General features: G+C 53.5%; 17 protein-coding genes and 1 pseudogene. 10 read left to right on the top strand and 8 right to left on the bottom strand.

Translation table 11 applies throughout. The annotated features are described in order from the left end of the window. Positions 1-264: 264 nt before the first annotated feature. Together ABD892_RS23740 and ABD892_RS23735 are read right to left on the bottom strand one after the other, a co-directional pair. On the bottom strand, positions 265-1,809 hold the full coding sequence (locus ABD892_RS23740; RefSeq protein ID WP_345198736.1) for a cobalamin biosynthesis protein: 1,545 nt from the start codon (positions 1,807-1,809) through the stop codon (positions 265-267). Between the two features lie 182 nt (positions 1,810-1,991). Next, on the bottom strand, positions 1,992-2,762 hold the full coding sequence (locus ABD892_RS23735) for an energy transducer TonB (protein ID WP_345198735.1): 771 nt from the start codon (positions 2,760-2,762) through the stop codon (positions 1,992-1,994). A 295-nt stretch (positions 2,763-3,057) separates the two neighbouring features. Between ABD892_RS23735 and ABD892_RS23730 the strand changes: the two genes are divergently transcribed. The 3 genes from ABD892_RS23730 (at position 3,058) to sugE (ending at position 5,393) form a co-directional block, all read left to right on the top strand. Further along, positions 3,058-4,245 (top strand): acetate kinase, encoded by a 1,188-nt coding sequence (locus ABD892_RS23730; RefSeq protein WP_345198734.1) that lies wholly within the window; start codon positions 3,058-3,060, stop codon positions 4,243-4,245. Positions 4,246-4,381: 136 nt separating this feature from the next. Beyond that, on the top strand, positions 4,382-4,891 hold the full coding sequence (locus tag ABD892_RS23725) for an FKBP-type peptidyl-prolyl cis-trans isomerase (protein WP_345198733.1): 510 nt from the start codon (positions 4,382-4,384) through the stop codon (positions 4,889-4,891). A gap of 172 nt (positions 4,892-5,063) precedes the next feature. After that, positions 5,064-5,393 carry a quaternary ammonium compound efflux SMR transporter SugE gene (gene sugE, locus ABD892_RS23720; protein WP_345198732.1) on the top strand — a complete coding sequence of 110 codons (330 nt, stop codon included), beginning with the start codon at positions 5,064-5,066 and terminating at the stop codon, positions 5,391-5,393. Between the two features lie 30 nt (positions 5,394-5,423). Here the strand turns inward: sugE and ABD892_RS23715 are convergent, their stop codons facing one another. Both ABD892_RS23715 and ABD892_RS23710 read right to left on the bottom strand, forming a co-directional pair. Beyond that, positions 5,424-6,683, bottom strand: coding sequence for a Bcr/CflA family multidrug efflux MFS transporter (locus ABD892_RS23715; protein WP_345198731.1), 1,260 nt, complete (start codon positions 6,681-6,683; stop codon positions 5,424-5,426). A gap of 232 nt (positions 6,684-6,915) precedes the next feature. Next, entirely contained in the window at positions 6,916-7,299 is a 384-nt protein-coding gene (locus ABD892_RS23710) for a hypothetical protein (protein WP_345198730.1), read from the bottom strand. Positions 7,300-7,548: 249 nt separating this feature from the next. Between ABD892_RS23710 and ABD892_RS23705 the strand changes: the two genes are divergently transcribed. Continuing rightward, complete coding sequence (locus ABD892_RS23705) at positions 7,549-7,872, top strand: hypothetical protein (RefSeq protein ID WP_345198729.1); 324 nt, start codon at positions 7,549-7,551, stop codon at positions 7,870-7,872. 59 nt (positions 7,873-7,931) lie between these two features. Here ABD892_RS23705 and ABD892_RS23700 read toward each other — a convergent pair whose 3' ends face one another. From ABD892_RS23700 to exaC, 4 genes and pseudogenes are all read right to left on the bottom strand, one after another. Continuing rightward, entirely contained in the window at positions 7,932-8,966 is a 1,035-nt protein-coding gene (locus tag ABD892_RS23700; protein ID WP_345198728.1) for an MBL fold metallo-hydrolase, read from the bottom strand. A gap of 34 nt (positions 8,967-9,000) precedes the next feature. Beyond that, positions 9,001-11,298 (bottom strand): annotated as a pseudogene (locus ABD892_RS23695) (hybrid sensor histidine kinase/response regulator). Between the two features lie 260 nt (positions 11,299-11,558). Further along, on the bottom strand, positions 11,559-12,494 hold the full coding sequence (locus ABD892_RS23690; protein ID WP_345198727.1) for a glycerophosphodiester phosphodiesterase: 936 nt from the start codon (positions 12,492-12,494) through the stop codon (positions 11,559-11,561). Positions 12,495-12,571: 77 nt separating this feature from the next. Then, complete coding sequence (gene exaC / locus ABD892_RS23685; protein WP_345198725.1) at positions 12,572-14,092, bottom strand: acetaldehyde dehydrogenase ExaC; 1,521 nt, start codon at positions 14,090-14,092, stop codon at positions 12,572-12,574. Between the two features lie 137 nt (positions 14,093-14,229). Between exaC and ABD892_RS23680 the strand changes: the two genes are divergently transcribed. From ABD892_RS23680 to ABD892_RS23655, 6 genes are all read left to right on the top strand, one after another. Continuing rightward, positions 14,230-15,159 (top strand): MFS transporter, encoded by a 930-nt coding sequence (locus ABD892_RS23680; protein WP_345198724.1) that lies wholly within the window; start codon positions 14,230-14,232, stop codon positions 15,157-15,159. Positions 15,160-15,212: 53 nt separating this feature from the next. Further along, a complete protein-coding gene (locus ABD892_RS23675; RefSeq protein ID WP_345198722.1) occupies positions 15,213-15,524 on the top strand; it encodes a hypothetical protein in 312 nt (103 codons plus the stop codon). A 60-nt stretch (positions 15,525-15,584) separates the two neighbouring features. Further along, on the top strand, positions 15,585-16,466 hold the full coding sequence (locus ABD892_RS23670; protein WP_345198721.1) for a TauD/TfdA dioxygenase family protein: 882 nt from the start codon (positions 15,585-15,587) through the stop codon (positions 16,464-16,466). Positions 16,467-16,703: 237 nt separating this feature from the next. Beyond that, positions 16,704-17,309, top strand: a complete 606-nt coding sequence (locus ABD892_RS23665; RefSeq protein ID WP_345198720.1) for a paraquat-inducible protein A — start codon at positions 16,704-16,706, stop codon at positions 17,307-17,309. Beyond that, positions 17,306-17,956 carry a paraquat-inducible protein A gene (locus tag ABD892_RS23660; RefSeq protein ID WP_345198718.1) on the top strand — a complete coding sequence of 217 codons (651 nt, stop codon included), beginning with the start codon at positions 17,306-17,308 and terminating at the stop codon, positions 17,954-17,956. The genes ABD892_RS23665 and ABD892_RS23660 overlap by 4 nt, the downstream gene beginning before the upstream one ends. A gap of 25 nt (positions 17,957-17,981) precedes the next feature. Next, positions 17,982-20,384 carry a PqiB family protein gene (locus tag ABD892_RS23655; RefSeq protein WP_345198717.1) on the top strand — a complete coding sequence of 801 codons (2,403 nt, stop codon included), beginning with the start codon at positions 17,982-17,984 and terminating at the stop codon, positions 20,382-20,384. Positions 20,385-20,386: the final 2 nt, after the last annotated feature.

Below are 20,386 nucleotides of genomic sequence, written 5' to 3'. Positions count from 1 at the left end.
TCACTTCTGGCGTTTATCCAGGTGCTGAAGGCCGCCCCCTCCCCATGGATGCATGTTCGGAGCCGGCTGTTCTCCCTGACAGTTGAATTCATTGGTATCAGGGCCTTCATCCAGGCACTCATCCTTCGAGGCTGAATTGACGATACGGAGGGGCATTTTCCCTGAAGATGGAAACAATTACCACACCACGATACGTATATTTACCAATTCGAACGCTCTATAACCGGACCTGGTAATGATTAGAGTCAACATACCCAATAAGGTTCACTCGTTTCCCATAGGTACCAGGTGACTGGTGGCCACCAGGTGTTGCAGCGGTTTCCGTTGATTGACCGCCCGGAGTATCTGTTGCCACTGGGTACGTGAAAAACTGTGGACCCCCCGCAGACGGACACCATCATTCACAGGGCTTTCATCCATCAATAGCCGCTCATGAATAACCGCTGAATTCTTGTACCGGCAGGCCACACAGCACACACTCGAGGCAACCTGTATAGGTCTCCCGCCCTGTTCCAGCCGCAGGTCATGTGCCAGCTGACGAACAGTGTCCGCCAGCCGGTGGCAACTACCCGCCCGGGAGCAGCGAACACCGCTGCAGACCACGATCTGGTGGCTGCCCACCTGATCGGGCTGATGTCGTCCGGCATACCCTGGCTCAGACGACGCCATTGCATGATGTTCAGGAATTCTGCAAATCACCATGCTCACCGTAGGCCCACCCGCCTGCAGGCAAAAGGTCGATTCCGGCACCAGAATCGTCGTAGCGCCACTGCTATGGCGGGCAGCTGCTTCGGCCACGGAAAAGCGACCGCACTCCCACAAACGCTTCATCTCATCAACCGGACGTTCGGGGTCCGCTCCCAACAATTCTTCAATACTGTAAGTCAGCAGGGGAATGTCATGGATGATCCCGAAGTCATTCAGGGCAGGATGATGGCGCTGCAGGTCCAGACCCGCCAGGTAGCGCACACTGTCAATCGACAAGCCGTTATCATCCAGAAACTGCACCAGCCCCTGCCCGACCACTTCCAACGGAGTATCGCGATGACAGTACACGCCTACAACCAGGCTCTTGGGCCGCCAGATAAGGGTCTTGTCACTGTGCAGGGCCAGTTTTTCGCTGCTACCACGATGCTGGTCTGAAACCAGCACCAATGCCTGAAAAGCATCAGGATTGATGGTATCCAACGTGTCATGGCAAACAACACTCTCGGACAATGCCCCTTCCCTCAGCCAAACCGGCATGGAGCCTGATGACTGCACCCAGGCCACCGGCTGTTTCTGAAACAACGCGGTTGAGACGCGCTGGATTGCTGCACCTGATGCAGACTCCAGCACCCAGCCATGACGCAGTCCCAGTGATAACAGATATTGCCGTACCTCATCCTTCGAGCCGGGAAATGATAAGACGGGTTGAAGCCCCAGTAGCCAGGCAACCTGCTCCGTTAACTGATGCTGCCGTCCAACCTCGTGTTCAACATAAACCGGCAGACAGATACCGGCCGACATATCCACCGCAATCACTACAACCCGATGCGGCTGAGCATTTAATGGGAACATGCCGGTCAATTGCTCCCCGCTTTGGCCGGATTGCAGAAAGATAATATGGCATTCGTAATGATTCAGATGCGCGCTAAGGAGGGTCTGTACAGGACGCTGAAAGGAGCAGACAAAATCAGGCAAGGGTATACGGACACCAGCTTCGACAAACAGGTCAACCTGATCCAGGTACCGCTCCAGTTCTATCGCGCGTCTGGCCCCCAGACTGTCCGTGGCATACAACGCGAAACGCCCGCTCACTGCGCCCATTCACACTCCCCAACCTGTAATAGTAGAATTACCCCGTCACACCGAAGACAGTTCTGCCCGGATAAAGGGTAATCATGGCAGCATCAAAGATAGCTAACCCTCCATGATGGAACGGGCTTTTTGATAATCGGGATAAGTTTGTGAATGAATGGTTAACGACTCAGGAACAGCCACAGAACACATCAGGCATCCAGCCTGAAAACAACCGGTACCCGCACACGGCTGGCCAGCGCCACACCATCACGCACCAGCGGCCGGAAAGACCACCTGCGCACGGCTTTTTCCGCCGCACGATCCAGTAGGCTGAAACCGGAAGAATCCACCAACGTCACCGACTCAATATGTCCGCGTTTATCCAGGAAAACCTCCAGGAGTACCGTTCCCTGTTGTCCGCGCTTGCGTGCTTGGTAAGGATAAGCCGGTTTGCGCTGGGCACCATTAAACAGGGGCTCCGTCACCAGGGGGCGTTGATCCGTCAAACCGGCCACATCAGCAGTACGGCTCATATCCTGGGCTGTATTTCCCTTTGAGACTTCCGTAACGGGCCGTTGGGATTCGGTGGTTTCCTTTTTTGCTACCAACTTTTCAGGTGGCAATGTGTCAGGCTTCTTCTCAGGTTCTGGCGGCTTGGGCTTCCTGACCGGCCTGGGGCGTTCATCGTCGGTTTTTACAACCGTTTTATTGGGCGAGTCACCGCGGGTCGTGACGACAGACTCCGGCTTTTTAACCACTTGTGGTTCTGGCTCATCAGCGGGTTTGTTTTGATCATCCTTCTCCGGCTCAGCCTTCGAGCTTGATGGGCTCGCCAGGGTGACATTCACCTGCAAGGTCTGCCCACCCTGGGGCAACGCCAGCATATCCAGACGGGTTTCAGGTTTTCCAACAAAGCCGACAATCGCGGCATGAATCGCCAGCGAAATCACGATTGTCACCAGGATGTCAGAATGCATCATCAGACAGGCACACTCACCATTAGCAAAGACCTGACCAGGACCGGGCACCAATCAGGCATAAGGGGGTCTAATCATACGGCATAGGTCTGTAAACGCTAATCCGTACAGGACGAAAGGCCTCGCAGGGATTATTCAGGCATATTGCCGGACAAAAAACCGGGTTATTGCCTGCTCCCGCACATATACGGATTGACCCGACTAAACTGCAATTGATACTTTGCGCGCGTTTTTGATGTCGGCCTCACCCACTTGAGGCCCTCAGTTACTGAGTAAAACCAGCCTAAACGGAAGCCCCATGACCCAAGAAAACATCCTGATCATCAACTGCGGCAGCTCTTCACTGAAGTTTGCAGTGATCAACCCACAGGACGGTGACGAGAAAATCAGCGGTGTTGCTGAGCGTCTGTCCACTCCGGAAGCTTTTGTCCGCTGGAAGTTCCAGGGCAACAAGGACATGGTCGAAATGCCGGCTGCCGGCCACTTCGAAGTCTTTGGCAAGCTACTGGACGTCCTGAAAGAAACCAACCTGTTCGACACCATCGGCGGCATCGGTCACCGCGTGGTTCACGGTGGTGAAACCTTCAAAGAATCCTGCCTGGTCACTGACGAAGTGGTTCAGGGCATCGAAGACTGCATCCACCTGGCACCGCTGCACAACCCGGCTCACCTGGTCGGCATCCGTGCTGCCATCGAATACTTCCCCGGCCTGAAGCAAGCCACTGTATTCGACACCGCGTTCCACCAGACCATGCCTGAGCGCGCCTACATCTACGCCGTACCTTACGAGTACTACGAAGAGCAGCGCCTGCGTCGTTACGGCATGCACGGCACCAGCTACCGTTACGTCAGCGCCAAGGCCGCTGAAATGCTGGGTCTGGACCTGAGCAACAGCGCCATCCTGGTGGCTCACCTGGGTAACGGCGCCAGCGCCGCGGCCGTCCTGAACGGTGAATCCGTGGACACCACTATGGGTCTGACCCCGCTGGAAGGTCTGGTAATGGGCACCCGTTCCGGCAGTCTGGATCCGAACGTATTCAGCTTCCTGAACAAGACCTACGGTTACACCCTGGAAGAAATCACCGACATTCTGAACAAGAAGTCCGGTCTGCTGGGTATTTCCGGTCTGAGCAACGACTGCCGCGCCATCGAAGAAGCGGCTGCTGAAGGCAACCGTCGTGCGCAGCTGGCCCTGGACGTATTCTGCTACGTTCTGGCCAAGCAGCTGGCCGGTCTGGCTGTTGCCCTGGGTCGCATCGACGCACTGGCGTTCACCGGTGGTATCGGTGAAAACTCCGACCTGATCCGTAAGAAGGTTCTGGAGCTGATGGGCGTATTCGGCTTCGACATGAGCGACGAACTGAACGAGAAGTTCCGTTTCGGCAACGAAGGCGTTATCACCAACGAAGGCAGCACCGTTGCCATGGTGGTTGCGACCAACGAAGAGCTGATGATCGCTCAGGATACTGCCGCCCTGATCGGCTAATCCTCATCCGGCCTGCAGCACCCGCTGCAGGCCGCCTTGATTTCTTCCCCAATTCTTGCCTTTTTTCCTGTTCCCGAACCCCAAAGTTCGCTAGCATGGAAACCCTCACCTGCCATAAATTCCCTAAGGTTATCTGATGACAATCTCTGACCAGAAAGCGGTACTGATCCACTACACCCTGAAAAATGATCAAGGCGAAGTCCTGGACAGCTCCGCAGGTCATCCGCCCCTGGCTTACCTGCACGGCGCAGGCAATATCATTGAAGGTCTGGAAAACGCTCTGGTCGGCAAACAGGCCGGTGACAAGCTTCAGGTAACCGTTGAACCCGCCGAAGCTTACGGCGAATACGATGAAAACCTGGTGCAGGAAGTCCCTATGGAATCTTTCGCCGGTATCGAGACCATTGAGCCCGGCATGCAGTTCCACGCGGAAGGCCCCTTTGGTCCCCAGATCGTGACCGTCACTGCCGTCACCGAAGAGAGCGTTGTTGTTGACGCCAACGCTCCGCTGGCCGGTGAAACCCTGCACTTTGACGTAGAAGTCGTAGAAGTCCGCGATGCCACCAAGGATGAGCTGGAACACGGCCACATCCACGGTGAAGGCTGCAACCACGGCCACGAAGAAGCGCACGCACACGAAGAGTAATAGCCTCTGGGTCGGGGTTGTATACCCGACCCATTCCTTTTAAGCCGTTCTCCCTTCCCGCCTGAAACTCCCCCTGCTTTTTTCTGTCTAAACTGCATGCGCTGCTGAAAAGAACGCGGTTGGTATCATCCGGTTCGCAGAAAGACTTTGGGTGGAATAAGGGGTAGCTGACGTGAAGTACTGGTTATATATTGCCATTGCTGGCTTGTTTGAATGCGTATGGGCTGTGGGCCTGAAATATACCGAAGGATTGACCCGGTTACTGCCCACCGCCGGTACCGCGGTCGCCATCATTATCAGTTTCTACTTTATGGCACTGGCCCTGCAGAAACTGCCCATGGGAACCGCTTACGCAGTCTGGACAGGCATTGGCGCCGTTGGTGTCGCCACCTTCGGCATGCTGTTTCTGGGTGAATCCCGGGATATCCTGCGAATTTTCTGCATTCTTTTGATTGTCGCCGGGATTATTGGTTTAAAGCTGGTTTCTGGCGCTGTTGAATAATCATAACAATCGCTATTTCAGAGCCATTGTTCAGGCTGCTGCACGTGGGGGTTCATCATGATGTTCATCATTGATCGGTGTCCGATTGACAACCTTCCGGTCTTTCACCAGCATCACTGACAGGACAGAACATAACCCACAACCTGCAATGAGTGCCGCCATGGGAACCGCTGTGCCATTGTGAAATACACCGGCAAGCCCTGCGGTAATGCCACCAATCCCAAAACGCAGGATCCCTGCCGCTGCATTAGCCGTACCCGCAATACCCGGAAAATAAGACAATGCCAATGCATTGGAGTTGGGACCAGTGAAGCCCAGCATACCGACAAATAAAACGACGGGGATCACGATACCCAGTAAGCCACCGGCGCCCGTCACGGCCATGAATAACAGAGTAAGGCCCGAAAGGGCGGCAAACACCGTTCCAAAACGCAACATATTCAGTAACGGAAAACGCCCGATCAGGCGCATGTTAATGATATTGCATGCGCCCATCGCCACGATGTTGGCCGCAAAGAGAAAGCCGTAATACTCCGGCGCTATACCGTAGAGTTGGATATAGACGAACGGTGACGCACTGATAAACGCAAACAGGCCACCAAAGAAAAAACCATGGCCCAGAATACAGCCCATGGCATTACGATGGGTAATCACTGACACGTAATTTTTGGCCAGCTGTTTTGCCGTAAGAGCCTGACGGTGCTCTTCCGGCAGGGACTCTTTCAACATAAACAACGCCAGCACCAGCGCCGCACAGCCAAAAAGTGCCAGAGTTATAAACAGAGAACGCCAGCCACCTAACAGAAGCAACTGCCCACCCAGCAAGGGAGCAATCAGCGGCGCTACCGTCATCACCAGCAGAATGGACGACATGATCCGGGCGCAGTCTTCCCGATCAAACATGTCACGCACCATCGCGGGAATCGTGACCATCACGGCAGCCCCGGACATGGCCTGCAGAATACGGGCTACGATGAGTTCATTGGCAGTATTGGTAAAGGCTGAGAGCAGAGTGGTGGCGATATAAAACACCAGGCCGGGCACCATTACCCGTAGCCGCCCGAAACGATCGGCCAGCGGCCCAAAGATCAGCTGGCCCAGGGCAAAGCCCAGCGTATAGGCGCTTAGCGTCAGCTGGATGCTACCCAGAGGTTCGTTCATGCTCTCGGCAATGGCAGGCATGGCAGGCAAATAAAGATCAATTGCCAGTGGCCCCAGGCAGGTCAGGATCCCCAGAACAAGTATGAGTAACTGCTTATCCCTGCCAGACATAGAATGCGTATTATTCATTGATGCGACTGCTGTTAAAGCGTAAGTGCCCCCTAAATTGCGGGGGAAGAAACACGATGAACGGTTAGGCTGTGTAATGGATATACATCGCCCGGACAGGCACTTCCTGAAGGGTCACAAGCACCAGTCGATTACTGTGCCATTGTCTGACAGTAAGTGAAATACGCTTTACTAACAGTTTTCAGAGCATCTTCCCTATTTTCCTGTACTCTGGCAGCACTCAACTGAGGGATCAGGGGAAGAGGTTGTCGTCAGCCTGCGCCGTATATTTACGCATCAGTTGTACGCAGGCAATAATTGACGTCAATAACCCGACAAAACCAACCCCCAGCGCTACGGTGATAACCTCCAGCCGCTCACTGCTGTTGAAACTGCTCTCAAGCCGCATAAACAGCATGGCGTAGAAATTCCCCACAACGAACGCCCAACCTACTGGCAACAATACAATGCTGATTTCGTTACGTGCCATCCGCGCCACCAGTAGCATAAAGGCTACGGCAATGTAATCGTCGAAGGTCAACGGCCAGTATTTATCGGTGGTAACAAAAACAAATGTTTCACCAATGCCCAGTACCCAGGCAAATGCCAATGCAAGATAACGACTGAAAAGCAACATGTTTCGATCCCTCGCTTTCCCCTGTATTGTTCTATCAGAAACCTGATGGTATCGGGGCCAGTATTTCTCTCCCTGTTTCAGTCTAATCACTTGGCGTCTAAACTTCCGCCCTTCACAGGGTCTCTCTTTGTATTAGTACAATCAGCCGCGACTAAATTCTGTCCTCGACTGGCGACGTCGGCCTGCGTGGGCCACACTATTTACGTTATATAAAAAACTTCAACAATTCGAAATCGCCTAGGACAAGCCATGCCACAACAACCTGTTATTAAAGACATTGCCTCCGTTGCCGAAGGGATACCTGAATCAGAATTGCTGATGCCAGAGACGGAGATGACAATGTCCTACGATGACGCCCCTGAACATGTGAAGTTGGCTGTTGAAATTATCCGACAGGTTGAGTTGCTGCATTTTGAAGACGATACCGTCATGGAAGCCGCCCTGCTGGTGATCCAGGATACCCTGAGAAAACTGCCCCAGCATGAGCGCCTCTCCTGGCGTCAGCGTCTCTGTGAAATATTGAAAGTGCCAAATGGTTCCGGTCGCCTGAAGTCTGATCAGGAAGCCATCTGATTCCCCTTTCGTCGTCTCGGCATAGCATAAAAAGGGCAGGTACTACCTGCCCTTTTTGATTACTGGCTGACAGGAAAATGCATCACTGCAAAGGTATCAGGCAAATACCATTTAGCGTCGTCTGCCTGAACCGTTTCGAGCCGCTGAATAAAATCATCAATACTGGTCAGCCGAATACCTTGTTGATCCCCTGTTGGATCATTACCAAAAAAATCTTCCCAGTGGCCCAGGATACTGTTCCTTGGCTGTATATCCGTCACCAATCCTTCCGGATAATTGTCGACCTGTTCAAACGCACCGACGCAATGAAAGGCAAGATCAACCCGGCGCTCATCTGCTGCCGCCAGTTCCGGTACAAAACCCAGCGGCGGTGTACTGGCAGCATCCTGGTAATGTACCCGGTAAACGGACTTACCTTTGTCATCAAGAAAATCAATCAAATACGCAAAGGTCTTCCCCTCTTTCCAGCCAAACGAATGCCACGGCAAAGCGGGAAGATCTTCTTCATAACGCCCCTGCATAAACGTAATCCCCATCACATGGGGCGCATGTTCTGACTCGATGGCCATAATCCGGAGTTTACCGCTAGGCGCATACAACCACTCACCGACATCGTCCCCTTTGGCAGCCTTACCATTCACCACCACAATACGATCTTCCGAAACAGAACCGGCAATTGAGTGCTTCATGGTTTGTGAACCATAAACATTGGCTTTTAAGGCATGTTTTTCCATGACTCTGGGAACATCCATCAGGTGGTCATAGTGCGCATGGCCGACGAGGATCATCTCCACATCGTCAACTTGAGGCATCAGTGCATCAATACGTTCATTGTCAGGTGCTATTGGTTGAAAAGGCCCCGGAGGCAAACCGAGCAATGCCGGGTTACTGAAAGACGGCGCAGTCAGCAAGGCGGTGTCGCCATAACGAATCAACAGACCACCAACGCCCAGGTATTGCACGGTGACCTGATTCGATTGTGAGCCCGTTTGTTCGGTTGTACCCGTTGTCACCGGTAAGTGATCAACCGAGGTTGCACAGGCAACCAGCATAGAGACCAGCACAATCAATGAAAGCGAATGTCTGACACGCATTATTCGTTTCAACCCCCTGTCTTATTGTTCTTGTTTAGTGCACAGTATCCACGGCAGCCGCTTCATTGATGACAAGATATTCCCTGATCAGCTGCATAATACGTTCACGGTTAAAAGGCTTGCCCACATGCTCGTCCATGCCGGCATCAAGACACCTCTGCCGGGCTGCTGCGGATATATGGGCCGTCAGCGCAATAACTGGAATACGTTGCTTACCATGTTCACGCTCATACGTGCGTATACGACGGGTAGCCTCGAAACCGTCCATGCCCGGCATTTCACAATCCATTAATACCATGGCTACCGGATGGTTCTGATGATCCTGCTGACAATAAATCTCTACGGCCTCTTTACCATTGCGTGCATGAATTGGCACCAGACCAACCTGCTTGAGAAATTCCGAAACTACCATCCAGTTGGTGTTATTGTCTTCTGCCACCAGCACCCGCTGCCCACTGTCTGACAGCGCCGCAATCGGTTTCGTCACTGACTGAAAAATGGGTTTCTCATCCGACAGGCTTGTGGCCAGATTTGCTGTAAACCAGAAACAACTGCCTCGCCCCGGCTCACTGATGACACCAATCTCTCCCCCCATCAACTCAGCCAGTTGTTTGCTTATGGTCAGTCCCAGCCCGGAGCCGCCATACTGGCGGTTGGTCGCAGCATCCGCCTGCACGAATGACTAAAACAGACGCTCATGGAGTGAGGTCGGTATGCCAATACCGGTATCCTTTACAGAGAAATAAAGCGTCAGCTGTCCATTTTCATCTTCATGGTCAAGCCTCACCCTTACCGAAACAGCGCCTTTATCCGTAAATTTAAATGCGTTACCCAGAAGGTTCACCAGAATCTGACGAAGCCGGGTCGGATCTCCTGTCACCTGTCGTGGAATATCTGGAGCGATTTCCAGAGAAAGATCGATATTGCGTAGATGCGCTTCTGACTGAAACACGTTCAAGGTTCGCGCCATCAGATCCTGCAGGTCAAAAGCGATGCTTTCCAGCTCCATGCGCCCGGCATTAATACGGGTATGGTCAAGAATATCGTTGATAATCGTGAGCAGGGACTGCCCCGAGTCGTTGATGGTATCCGTATACTTTTCCTGCAACCGGTTAAGAGGCGTCTGCCGCATTAATTCAGTTACACCCAGAATACCGTTGAGCGGCGTCCGGATTTCGTGACTGATTTTCGCCAGAATTTCACTCTTGGCTTTACTTTCCGCCTGAGCGATCACAGCCAGTTCGCGACTTCGCACCTGCTCCCGCCCCAGCAGGTAAAGCCGGTAACCCAAGCCAATCATTAACACGAAAAACTCACTGACAAAGGCGAGCTTAAGGCCATAGATAGAGTCAGCGTAGTCGTGAACAATCCCCAGGTTCGCCACCGCCACAAACACACACACGGAAATAAACAGTGTCCAGCCCGCCGTAAAGATCATGGCGGGTCTATCACCCTGGATGGAACGCACCATCGCCTGGCCGAAGATCCAGAAAACCAGTAAAAAATCGGGAATCACTACCGAGAAAGACGCCATGCTATACGGCAGGAAAGGCGAACTCACCATAGCCAGCAACATGTACCAGATCATGATGCGATTCAGCCGATCAGCCCGCGGCAGAAATTCCGGAAGATGCAGATAGCTACGGGCAAATAACATGGCAAAGATGGAATTCAGGCACTGGAAAACCACTACCGAGATTTCCTGAAATTTCAATGCGTCCGGCCAGAAAGGAAAACCACTGCCGTCCAGCGCCATCATCGCTAGTGTGGTAAACACCGCATGCATGAAATAGTAAAAATAAATCCGTTCCCGAATCGCAAGGAATATCAGCAATGCGGCGAGAATCACCGTCAGACAAATCCCGTAGAACAAACCATCCGCGGTATAGCGAAATTCAGACGTTTCAATGAGTGTCTTGAGACCCGCAACATAAAGCGGTATGTGAAGTGAGCTGGTGCTCTGCACTTCAATATAAAAGGTTTGTGTCACCTGTGGCGGCAATTCAAGGGGGAATGTCAGCTGCCGGGTACGAAAAGGTCTCTCTTCAAACGGTTGTGCGTCACCGCCCTGCACCACCCGGTATGGTTCTTCAGCCAACAGTGAAGCACTGGATGGCGCATACAGATTCACATGATCCAGACGGGAAAAGCTGGACTCAAGAAAAACACGGACAACCTTAGAGGAGGGGTTCTGCAGTGAAAATCTCAGCCAGACCGCGTCATCGCTATACGCCAGGTTCAGCTGCTGAACCCTGACCGGCTGAAAATAGAGGGTTTGGTTACCAATAATGTTGTCTGCTGTCATACCACTGGAGGAAGTGGTGCGATACATTTCAAGATAGGGTGCCAGGGATTGGAAGGGCATGGTTTCATCAACCACTAACACACCCGCCGACGTCTTCTGCCAGGGCAGGCAGAGAGCCATCAACAACAATGTACACCATATCGACAGACAACTGCGGTACGCCCCATGTACCCTGCCTGCAAAATTGCACGACAACATTTTTATATTCTTGTTATGTGACAAGGCGACTACGTTACCGTGTCGCCTTTATTCCAGCAAGGTTTGATCCGTCACTGCGATCAGGTATTTCAGGTCAGCAGCGCCAGCAGCGCCAGCAGCCTTTCAGGATCATCCGTTTCGATCCAGTCCACGCCCAGTGCCGCCAACCGATGCGCTTCCTGCTCATGATCCACATCCGGGTTATCCACGTAACGGGTATCCAATGGGAACAGGGTATATGCACCAACCAGCATATTGCGCTGGTGAAATTTCTGGACGGTATCACTGTCGATCAAAGTATGCTCTGCATCCACCACTGTTGAGTGCACAAATCGCCCAATAGCATTGGCTTCCAGTAGCAGGTTCAACAGGTTGAGCGCATTCTGGTTACCGGCCCGGCGACTCAGCTCGGTATCCAGCTCTGGCAACGCATTAAGCAGCGTGTCCAGCCAGTCTCCCATGCCTTCCAGCATGCCGCCATCATAAGCAAAGCCGCTATGGATTCCCGGCAGTGCTTTCTCCAGTTTACGCAGCATGAAGAAATCAAATGAGGTACTGATGACATTGTCCTGCTTGCCCGATGCTTTGATGACACGAGCCACTTCCGTACCGGTATGACGGCGTGACCAGTTTGGCGCATAGGCTTTCATCTCGATATTGATCAGCAAGCTGTCGCCACATTCATCCAGCACTTCTTCCAGCAAGGGAATCCGTTCCTCCGAAGGGTATTCAACGACGGTGCCGTCTCCCCGATCAATCCGCCGCTGGATGCGCAGTTGTGACACTTCATCCCACGTCATCTCCGCGATTGAGCCAGCGACACCGGTCAGACGTTCTGTCTGCTCATCATGAAACACCACAATCCGGTCATCCCGGGTTTTAAACACATCCAGCTCAATGCCATCGACGCCCAGTTCAATGGCCTTGCGAAATCCAGCCAGCGTATTCTCCTGATGCGCCAGCGGTACGCCACGGTGCCCCAATACCAGCGGTCGGTTTTTATCGGCAAAAAATCCATTTGTCATTGTTCTTACTTCCGCACTCTAATCGGTCAACCGATCATACGGCAGTGGAGCACCGTTTAGCCAGAATCCTGCCCCGGTCAGAAAAAGCCCAGTGGCGATGTTCCGTAACTGACCATCAGGTTTTTGACCTGCTGGTAATGCTCAAGTGTCATTTTATGCCCCTCCCGACCGACACCGGACTTTTTGAAGCCCCCGAAGGCGGCATGGGCAGGGTAGACATGGTAGCAGTTGATCCAGATACGACCGGCCTGAATCGCACGCCCCATATGCTGTGCCCGGTTGATATCACGGGTCCAGACACCGGCGCCAAGGCCATAGATGGAATCATTGGCGAGCGCAATCGCTTCCTCTTCATCCCTGAAGGTGGTTACTGCGAGCGTCGGGCCGAAAATTTCCTCCTGGAACACCCGCATCCGGTTTTCCCCTTTCAGGATGGTGGGCTGGATATAGTAGCCACTGGCCATGGCTTCCGGCATCGTCGCCAGCTCTCCGCCCAGCAGGAAGCTGGCACCTTCATCCCGGGCAATTTTCATATAACTGAGCACCTTGTCGAACTGCTCCTGGCTGGCCTGGGCGCCAATCATCGTATCCGTATCCAACGGGTTCCCCTGCCGAATCTCACGGGCACGACTGATGGTGCGATCCATCAGGTCATCAAAAATGGATTCATGCACCAGCGCCCGGGAGGGACAGGTACAGACCTCGCCCTGATTCAGGAACGTCATCAGCATGCCCTCAACCGCCTTGTTAATGAACGTATCTTCCTGCGCCATGACATCCGGAAAAAAGATATTGGGTGATTTTCCCCCCAGCTCCACTGTGCAGGGAATGATGCTCTCTGCCGCACAGTGCAGGATTTTGCTACCCACCGGCGTAGAACCAGTAAACGCCAACTTGTTGATGCGTGGGTTGCTGGCCAGAGCTTGACCGGCTTCTTCACCATAACCATTGACGATGTTCACTACGCCGGGTGGAAGCAGGTCAGCAATCAATTCCATCAACAGCAGGATCGTCACCGGCGTCTGTTCCGCCGGCTTCAGCACCGTGCAGCAACCAGCGGCCAGGGCTGGCGCCAGTTTCCAGGCGGCCATCAGTAACGGGAAATTCCAGGGAATAATTTGTCCTACGACCCCAACGGGTTCATGGAAGTGATAAGCAACCGTGCTGCTGTCGATATCACTGAGCGAACCTTCCTGGGCCCGGAGACAACCGGCAAAATAGCGGAAATGATCCACCGCCAGCGGCAAGTCCGCCGCCAGGGATTCCCGAATCGGCTTGCCATTATCCCAGCTCTCGGCAACCGCCAGGGATTCCAGATTCTGTTCAATCCGATCCGCAATTTTCAGCAAAATGCCGGCACGCTCCACGACAGGCGTTGCCGCCCATGCAGGGAACGCCCGATGCGCATGATCCAGCGCCAGTTCAATATCCGCGCTGCCGGAGCGAGGGACTTCGCAGACGGGTTGTCCTGTAACCGGCGTCGTATCCGTAAAATACCGTCCCTCCTTCGGCGGCACCCATTCGCCACCGATAAAATTTTCATAACGGGGTTTGAAACTGACTACTGCATCGGGATCGCATGGTTGTGCATAAATCATTACAACCTCTCCATCACGGTTTTGCTCATGACTGTTCACACAGCCCCTGATAAACCCTCCTATTGATAGTCGAAATTCCGGTTGCTGCCATTTACGGCAATGTCTGGAGATACGACTAGACTCCAGAGCCTGTTGGCATGATCGATAGTCCCATTAATGACATGAATACCCTACAGCGACACCGCCCTGTCTTTATCATCTGCAGCGGCGCCATCGCAGAATGGCTGGAATTTTCCGCTTACCTGTATCTGGCACCGCGCCTGTCACAGCTGTTCTTTCCGGAGCAATCGCCGTCAGCCGCCATGGTGTCGGTATTTGGTCTGTTTGCCATTGCCTATGTGATACGCCCCCTGGGCGGCTTTCTTTTTGGGTATCTGGGGGACCGTTATGGCCGCCGCCTGACGCTGACCCTGTCCGTCCTGATCATGGCCCTCGCCACAACAGGCATTGGCCTGCTGCCCACCTGGCACAGTATCGGATTGCTGGCACCAGTGCTGTTGCTGCTCTGTCGGGTGTTACAAGGTGTCGCGATTGCCGGAGAATTCACCAATGCGGCGGTTTTCATGATTGAGCAGGGACGCGGCAATCCGTGTCTGGCGGGCTCCTGGGCTAACTGGGGGGCAAACCTGGGCGTCGCTTTTGGAGCTCTGATCGCCGCCCTGGTCAGCCTGCCCATCATGTCGGACTGGGCCTGGCGTATTCCCTTCCTTCTCAGCTGTTTGACCAGCCTGCTCGCACTCGTGATCAGGCGACACTTACAGGAATCACCGGTATTTGATGCGGCAAAAGCCCAGTCTCTCACACCGGCGGCAGTGCTCCGTGAACTGATCAGTCAACATAAGCGCAGCAGTCTGGCCGTTATCCTGGTGAGTGCCTGTGCCGGCGTCACCCTGTATGTCGGCAACATGTTCTGGTGTAGTTATGTGGCCAATCAAGGCTACTTCAGCACCAGCCAGGCGAATGTGATTGCGTCAGTGGATATGGGAATTGAATTCATCGCACTGCCGTTGATGGCAATACTGGCTTATCGTATCGGATCCGAAAAGTCATGGCGGCAGGTTTACTGATAACAGCGGTTGGCGCGGGATTGAATTTTTACCTGGCAGAACAAGGGAGCGTAATGACCAGCATGCTCACAATGACGGTGTTCGCTCTCGGCATCGCCACATTTGAAGCGCCCATGTTCAAGTTTCTGTTTGATTTTTTCCCGGCACGGATTCGTTGCACCGGTATTGCGCTGGCCTGGGGCGTTGGAGGACTGTTTTCCAGCGTTTCCCCTGTCCTCGCGCAGCGGATCAGCGACCACCATGGATGGCTGGGGGGCGTCTTATGTATATTACTGGTTTGCACCTGTGCACTGTTTGCGCTATCGATTCAGGCAAGGTTGCCTAAAACGCAGAGCGCCATGGCAATCGATATTGCATCACCCTGAAAATCAGCTATATCACACCTGCAACCTCCCACAGCACATACCATCATGACGGATTTTCACGTGACTAAGCATCACCCTCGCCTTGGCGTTGAGGTCTGTAAGGGTAACAACCTCAATCATCTCAACGATGATCAGCGCAGGGAACTGAGAAACGCCCTCTGGCAGCATGGTGTGATTGTTGTCCGGAATCAGCACCTGACAGCCAATGAGCTGGAGTGCTTTGCGCGAGCGACATTCGGGAATCAAATTCTGGGGGGATCTGTCAATCACCGTCTGCCACAGACACTTCAAAACGAACATGTTGCAGTACTGGGCAACCCGGAAGGCCCGGTGGAAAAACCTGTTGAGCATGTCGCCTGCCAATGGCACCACGACAAGGATGCATTGCCCCGGATGGATGGGCTGCCGATGAATGCGCTGTATGTAGTCATGCTTCACGTCCATGATGTTCCGTACAAAGGGCTGGACGGACATCCCCACACCACGGAGTTTCTTGATCAACTGGAAGCCTGGCGCAAACTCAGCCCCGAGCGCAAAGCGGAGCTGGAACCGATTCATTTACTCCACCAACCACCGGTTTTCAATCCATCCAGTAAACCATTACCCACCAAGTCGCATCCCTTGGTGAGCGAGCATGAACTGATTGCCCGTAAAGGACTCTACATGGGGTCTGATACCGCAATTCCCACCGGCATGGAAAATGACCCCGTTGCAGCCCGTACGTTCTGGTATGCCCTGCTCGATGAAATTCTGGCGCTCTGTCAGGTATACAGCCACCGGTGGCAAACGGGCGATGTCGTGTTATGGGATAATTCCCAGGTAATGCACTGCGGAAAACCCTACGATGCCATGCACTGTCGCCGCACAGGCCTCAGGCTCGGGGTTATTGCCCGTGAGGAAGCCAGTCTTCGTAACGACGCCGTAGCACAACAACACACCTGACCCAAACCGAAACAACCACACAGCACGGCATGACAATCATGAAAACAACCCTGCTGTAATGCCTATTTCATCCAGACAATGCACGCATTCTGTCATGGGTTTTATGCTGTAATTATGGATTGACACACGTCGTGTGATAATTTCTTATCGCGCGTCTTTTTTTATTGCCAGTTTTTCATGCTGGCATCCTGATTGAATGAACAACCGTTACCTCGGCTGGCAGAAGGTTTACATCACGTGACGACACGGATCTGGCTTTGCCCGGAATGCGACCTGGCAATGACACCACCCAGGCTGGCCGCCGGTACCCGGGCGCAATGTCCACGCTGTAACCACATACTGGCCGATGCCAAGCATGGCTCACTCAGCCAACTCATGGCGCTGATCGTTACCGGGCTGCTGTTTTATATTCCGGCCAATACGTTTCCGATTCTCAGCCTGTCCCTGATGGGCGATGAACAACACAATACGGTGCTTGCCGGCGTCCGCGCCCTGTATGAAGAAGGCTACCTGTTTGTGGCATTTGTCGTCTTTCTGTGCGCCATGCTCATTCCATTGATTCGGCTCGCGGCCCTGTTTTTCATCATCATGGCGATCAAACTGCGAAAACAGCTGATGATGGCCCGTACCCTGTTCCGTCTCTATCATCGCCTGGGCGAGTGGGGAATGCTGGAGATTTATCTCCTGGGTATTCTGGTGGCTATCGTCAAACTGGTGGACATTGCCAGTGTGCATCCCGGAATGGGTATGGTGTGTTTTATTGGCTTGATGCTGTCAGAGATTGGCATATCGATCCTGCTGAATGAGCACCATATCTGGGGACTACTGGAGGATCAGCAATGACCACCGGCAAGCGCCTTGGCCTGCAGCAGTGTCTCGACTGCCATGAGGTTTGTCATAGTGATCTGCATCACTGCCCCCGCTGTGGTGCCACGGTGTCTATCAGACGCCGTAACAGTATCCAGCGTACCTGGGCCCTGCTAATCACCGCAGCGATCCTGTTTATTCCCGCCAACCTGCTGCCTATCATGACGGTCAGCCAGTTCGGCAAAGGCACACCGGATACCATTATGTCAGGCGTCATCGAACTGATGCGTCATGACATGGTGCCTATTGCCCTGCTGGTTTTCACCGCCAGCATCCTGGTCCCTCTGTTCAAACTGATCGGTATGGTGATCCTGTTGCTTGCCGTACGGAAAGGGAAACCGGCTCAGATCCGTCGGCATATTCAGCTCTATCGTTTTATTGAGTGGATCGGGCGTTGGTCCATGCTGGATATTTTCATGATCTCGATTCTGGTAGCACTGGTCAGCTTTGGCCGTCTCGGCACCATCGAGGCCGGCCCTGGCGCCGTGGCCTTTTCCAGTGTGGTGGTACTGACCATGCTGGCGGCCATCAGTTTTGACCCACGTCTGCTGTGGGATGCCATTGAACCACCGGCCCGTAGTAAACTGCCAGCAGCGGCAGTCAGTACAACCGACGACAAATAACGTTCATTCACGGAAAACACATCGTATGACTGATATCGACAAGCCCATACTGCAGGAGCCGGATATCATTACCCCGAAGCGTCGGCTATCCACCATATGGCTGTTGCCGCTGATTGCCCTGATGATCGGCCTGTGGCTGGCATGGCGTGCCTTTATGGAGGGTGGCGTTATTATCACTGTCCAGTTTCCTGATGCAGAGGGTCTTGAGTCCGGCAAGACACAGGTCGTCTATAACGGGCTGGCTGTCGGTAAGGTCAAGGATCTTGTCCTGATGCCTGACCTGAAAGGCGTTAACGTCCATATCGAGATGAGTCGGCAAATGATGCCCTATCTCACCACAACTGCCGAGTTCTGGATGGTTAAGCCAACTGTATCGATGGCAGGCATCAGTGGGCTGGATACCCTTTTCTCCGGCAACTACATCGGCTTTTTACCGGGTAAAAGCACAGAAAAAAGCAAAAAGGTTTACGTCGCTGAAGAGGAACCACCCGCCATTCAGGATCCTGATGGCCTGCGCATTACCTTGCGTACCAGTAGCCTGAACTCCGTGACCCAGGGCAGCCCGGTTTACTACCGTCGTTTACAGGTTGGCGAAGTGATCGGTTACAACCTGAGCGCCGATAACCAGCATGTCGATATTCAGGTATTTGTCCGACCGGCCTATGCCCATCTGGTTCGAATGAATACCCGCTTCTGGAATGCCGGCGGGGTTGAAGTGTCCGGCGGACTTTCAAGTCTCAAGGTAAGAACCCAATCGGTACTCAGCATTATCAAGGGCGGTATTGCCTTCAGCACCCCTGACCATGAGCCTGAACAACCACCGAGTCATAATGGTGCGCTGTTTACCCTCTACGATGACTACGACAATGCCCGTACCGGCATTCCGGTTGAAATCACCTTCCCCACCGGTGTTCACCTTGAGGAAGGAAGCACCAAGGTGATGTTCATGGGTTTTGAAATCGGCAGGGTGGAATCTGTCGATATTTCCGATAACCTGAGCCAGATTACCGCACGCGTATACATGGATCCTCGCGCTGAACCGGCACTGGTGGAAGGCACCCGGTTCTGGGTTGTGGAACCGCAACTGTCGATGGAAGGCGTATCAGGACTCGATGCCTTGCTCAGCGGCCCCTACATCAGCATGGACGTCAATCTCAAGGATGTGGAAGCCAACAAACAACGTCGTACATTCGTCGGGCTCGACAAACGTCCTCCGGTCAGCCCCAACGCACCCGGCCTGCACCTGACACTGGAAGCCCCTACCCTGGCGGGTGTCAGTGTAGGAAGCCCGGTTTTGTACCGTCAGATTCAGATCGGTTCCGTGCAGCAATATTCACTGGCATCCGATAACAGCAGCATCCGGATTAACGTTTTCATTCGTCCCGAGTTTGCTCACCTGGTCAATCAAGACAGCCGGTTCTGGAACCTGAGTGGCATTCACATCAAAGGCGACCTGTCCGGTTTGAGCATTAATACAGGCACACTGGCCACACTGATGAATGGTGGCATCGGATTGGCTACCCCCTCAGTGAAAGCGCCGGCTGTCAAAAACGGTCACAGTTTCACGCTTTACAACACCGAACAGGCAGCCATGGAAACGGGGCTCATGGTCCGCATCCGGTTTGATTCCGGCGAGGGTTTGAAAGCCGGTACGCCCTTGAAATTCCGGGGCATGGAAGTGGGTGAGGTGAAGCGGGTCAAACTGGATCATGACATCGCCGATCCCGATCATTCCACGATTATCGCGGACACCCTGATCTACAACGACAACCGCTGGCTGGCTCGTGAAGGCGCACGGTTCTGGCTGGTCAAACCTGAACTGGGGCTGGCCCGAACGGCCAATCTGGATACACTGATCAAAGGCCAGTACATTCAGGTAGACCCTGCTGATAAGGTCACACCGGAAAAAACGGCGTTCATTGCCCGTAACCGTCCTCCCGCACAAGGGAATGGCCTGACAGGCCTGAAGGTCAGACTGGTATCAGACCGTCTGGGCTCCATCGCCAAGGGCAATCCGGTGTATTATCGGGAGATTCAGGTGGGCGAAGTCTCCGGCTATCGTCTCGGTAATCCAGCCGATCATGTCATTATTTTCCTGACAATAGACGACCATTACGCTCCCTTGATCACACCGGATACACGGTTCTGGAATGCCAGTGGTATAGACGTTGACGTCGGTTTATTCAGTGGCGCAAAAATTCGTACCGAGTCACTGGAAAGTCTTCTCGCAGGTGGCATTGCCTTCGCGACACCAGCAGCGGCTACACCGGTTAAACCCGGTATGCGCTTCAAACTGTACGACAAGGCAGATCCAAAGTGGCTGGAATGGAAACCGGCTATCAAGCTGGCCAAACGCCGTAAACAGAAAGGGCAAGATACGTCTGTCCATGCCCAGGAAAGTGAATCTATCGACACGCCGGGCACGTGATC

This window comes from Kistimonas scapharcae (assembly GCF_039540975.1).
GTDB lineage: Bacteria > Pseudomonadota > Gammaproteobacteria > Pseudomonadales > Endozoicomonadaceae > Kistimonas > Kistimonas scapharcae.
This window is presented reverse-complemented; position numbering and strand designations above follow the sequence as displayed.

Bases quoted from the DNA above. Each gene is read 5' to 3' on its own strand.
- ABD892_RS23660 (WP_345198718.1), top strand. From the start codon at position 17,306: ATGACCACCGGCAAGCGCCTTGGCCTGCAGCAGTGTCTCGACTGCCAT.
- ABD892_RS23655 (WP_345198717.1), top strand. From the start codon at position 17,982: ATGACTGATATCGACAAGCCCATACTGCAGGAGCCGGATATCATTACC.
- ABD892_RS23680 (WP_345198724.1), top strand. From the start codon at position 14,230: ATGATCGATAGTCCCATTAATGACATGAATACCCTACAGCGACACCGC.
- ABD892_RS23740 (WP_345198736.1), bottom strand. From the start codon at position 1,809: ATGGGCGCAGTGAGCGGGCGTTTCGCGTTGTATGCCACGGACAGTCTG.
- ABD892_RS23675 (WP_345198722.1), top strand. From the start codon at position 15,213: ATGACCAGCATGCTCACAATGACGGTGTTCGCTCTCGGCATCGCCACA.
- ABD892_RS23725 (WP_345198733.1), top strand. From the start codon at position 4,382: ATGACAATCTCTGACCAGAAAGCGGTACTGATCCACTACACCCTGAAA.
- ABD892_RS23715 (WP_345198731.1), bottom strand. From the start codon at position 6,683: ATGAATAATACGCATTCTATGTCTGGCAGGGATAAGCAGTTACTCATA.
- ABD892_RS23700 (WP_345198728.1), bottom strand. From the start codon at position 8,966: ATGCGTGTCAGACATTCGCTTTCATTGATTGTGCTGGTCTCTATGCTG.
- exaC (WP_345198725.1), bottom strand. From the start codon at position 14,092: ATGATTTATGCACAACCATGCGATCCCGATGCAGTAGTCAGTTTCAAA.
- ABD892_RS23710 (WP_345198730.1), bottom strand. From the start codon at position 7,299: ATGTTGCTTTTCAGTCGTTATCTTGCATTGGCATTTGCCTGGGTACTG.
- ABD892_RS23705 (WP_345198729.1), top strand. From the start codon at position 7,549: ATGCCACAACAACCTGTTATTAAAGACATTGCCTCCGTTGCCGAAGGG.
- ABD892_RS23730 (WP_345198734.1), top strand. From the start codon at position 3,058: ATGACCCAAGAAAACATCCTGATCATCAACTGCGGCAGCTCTTCACTG.
- ABD892_RS23690 (WP_345198727.1), bottom strand. From the start codon at position 12,494: ATGACAAATGGATTTTTTGCCGATAAAAACCGACCGCTGGTATTGGGG.
- ABD892_RS23735 (WP_345198735.1), bottom strand. From the start codon at position 2,762: ATGATGCATTCTGACATCCTGGTGACAATCGTGATTTCGCTGGCGATT.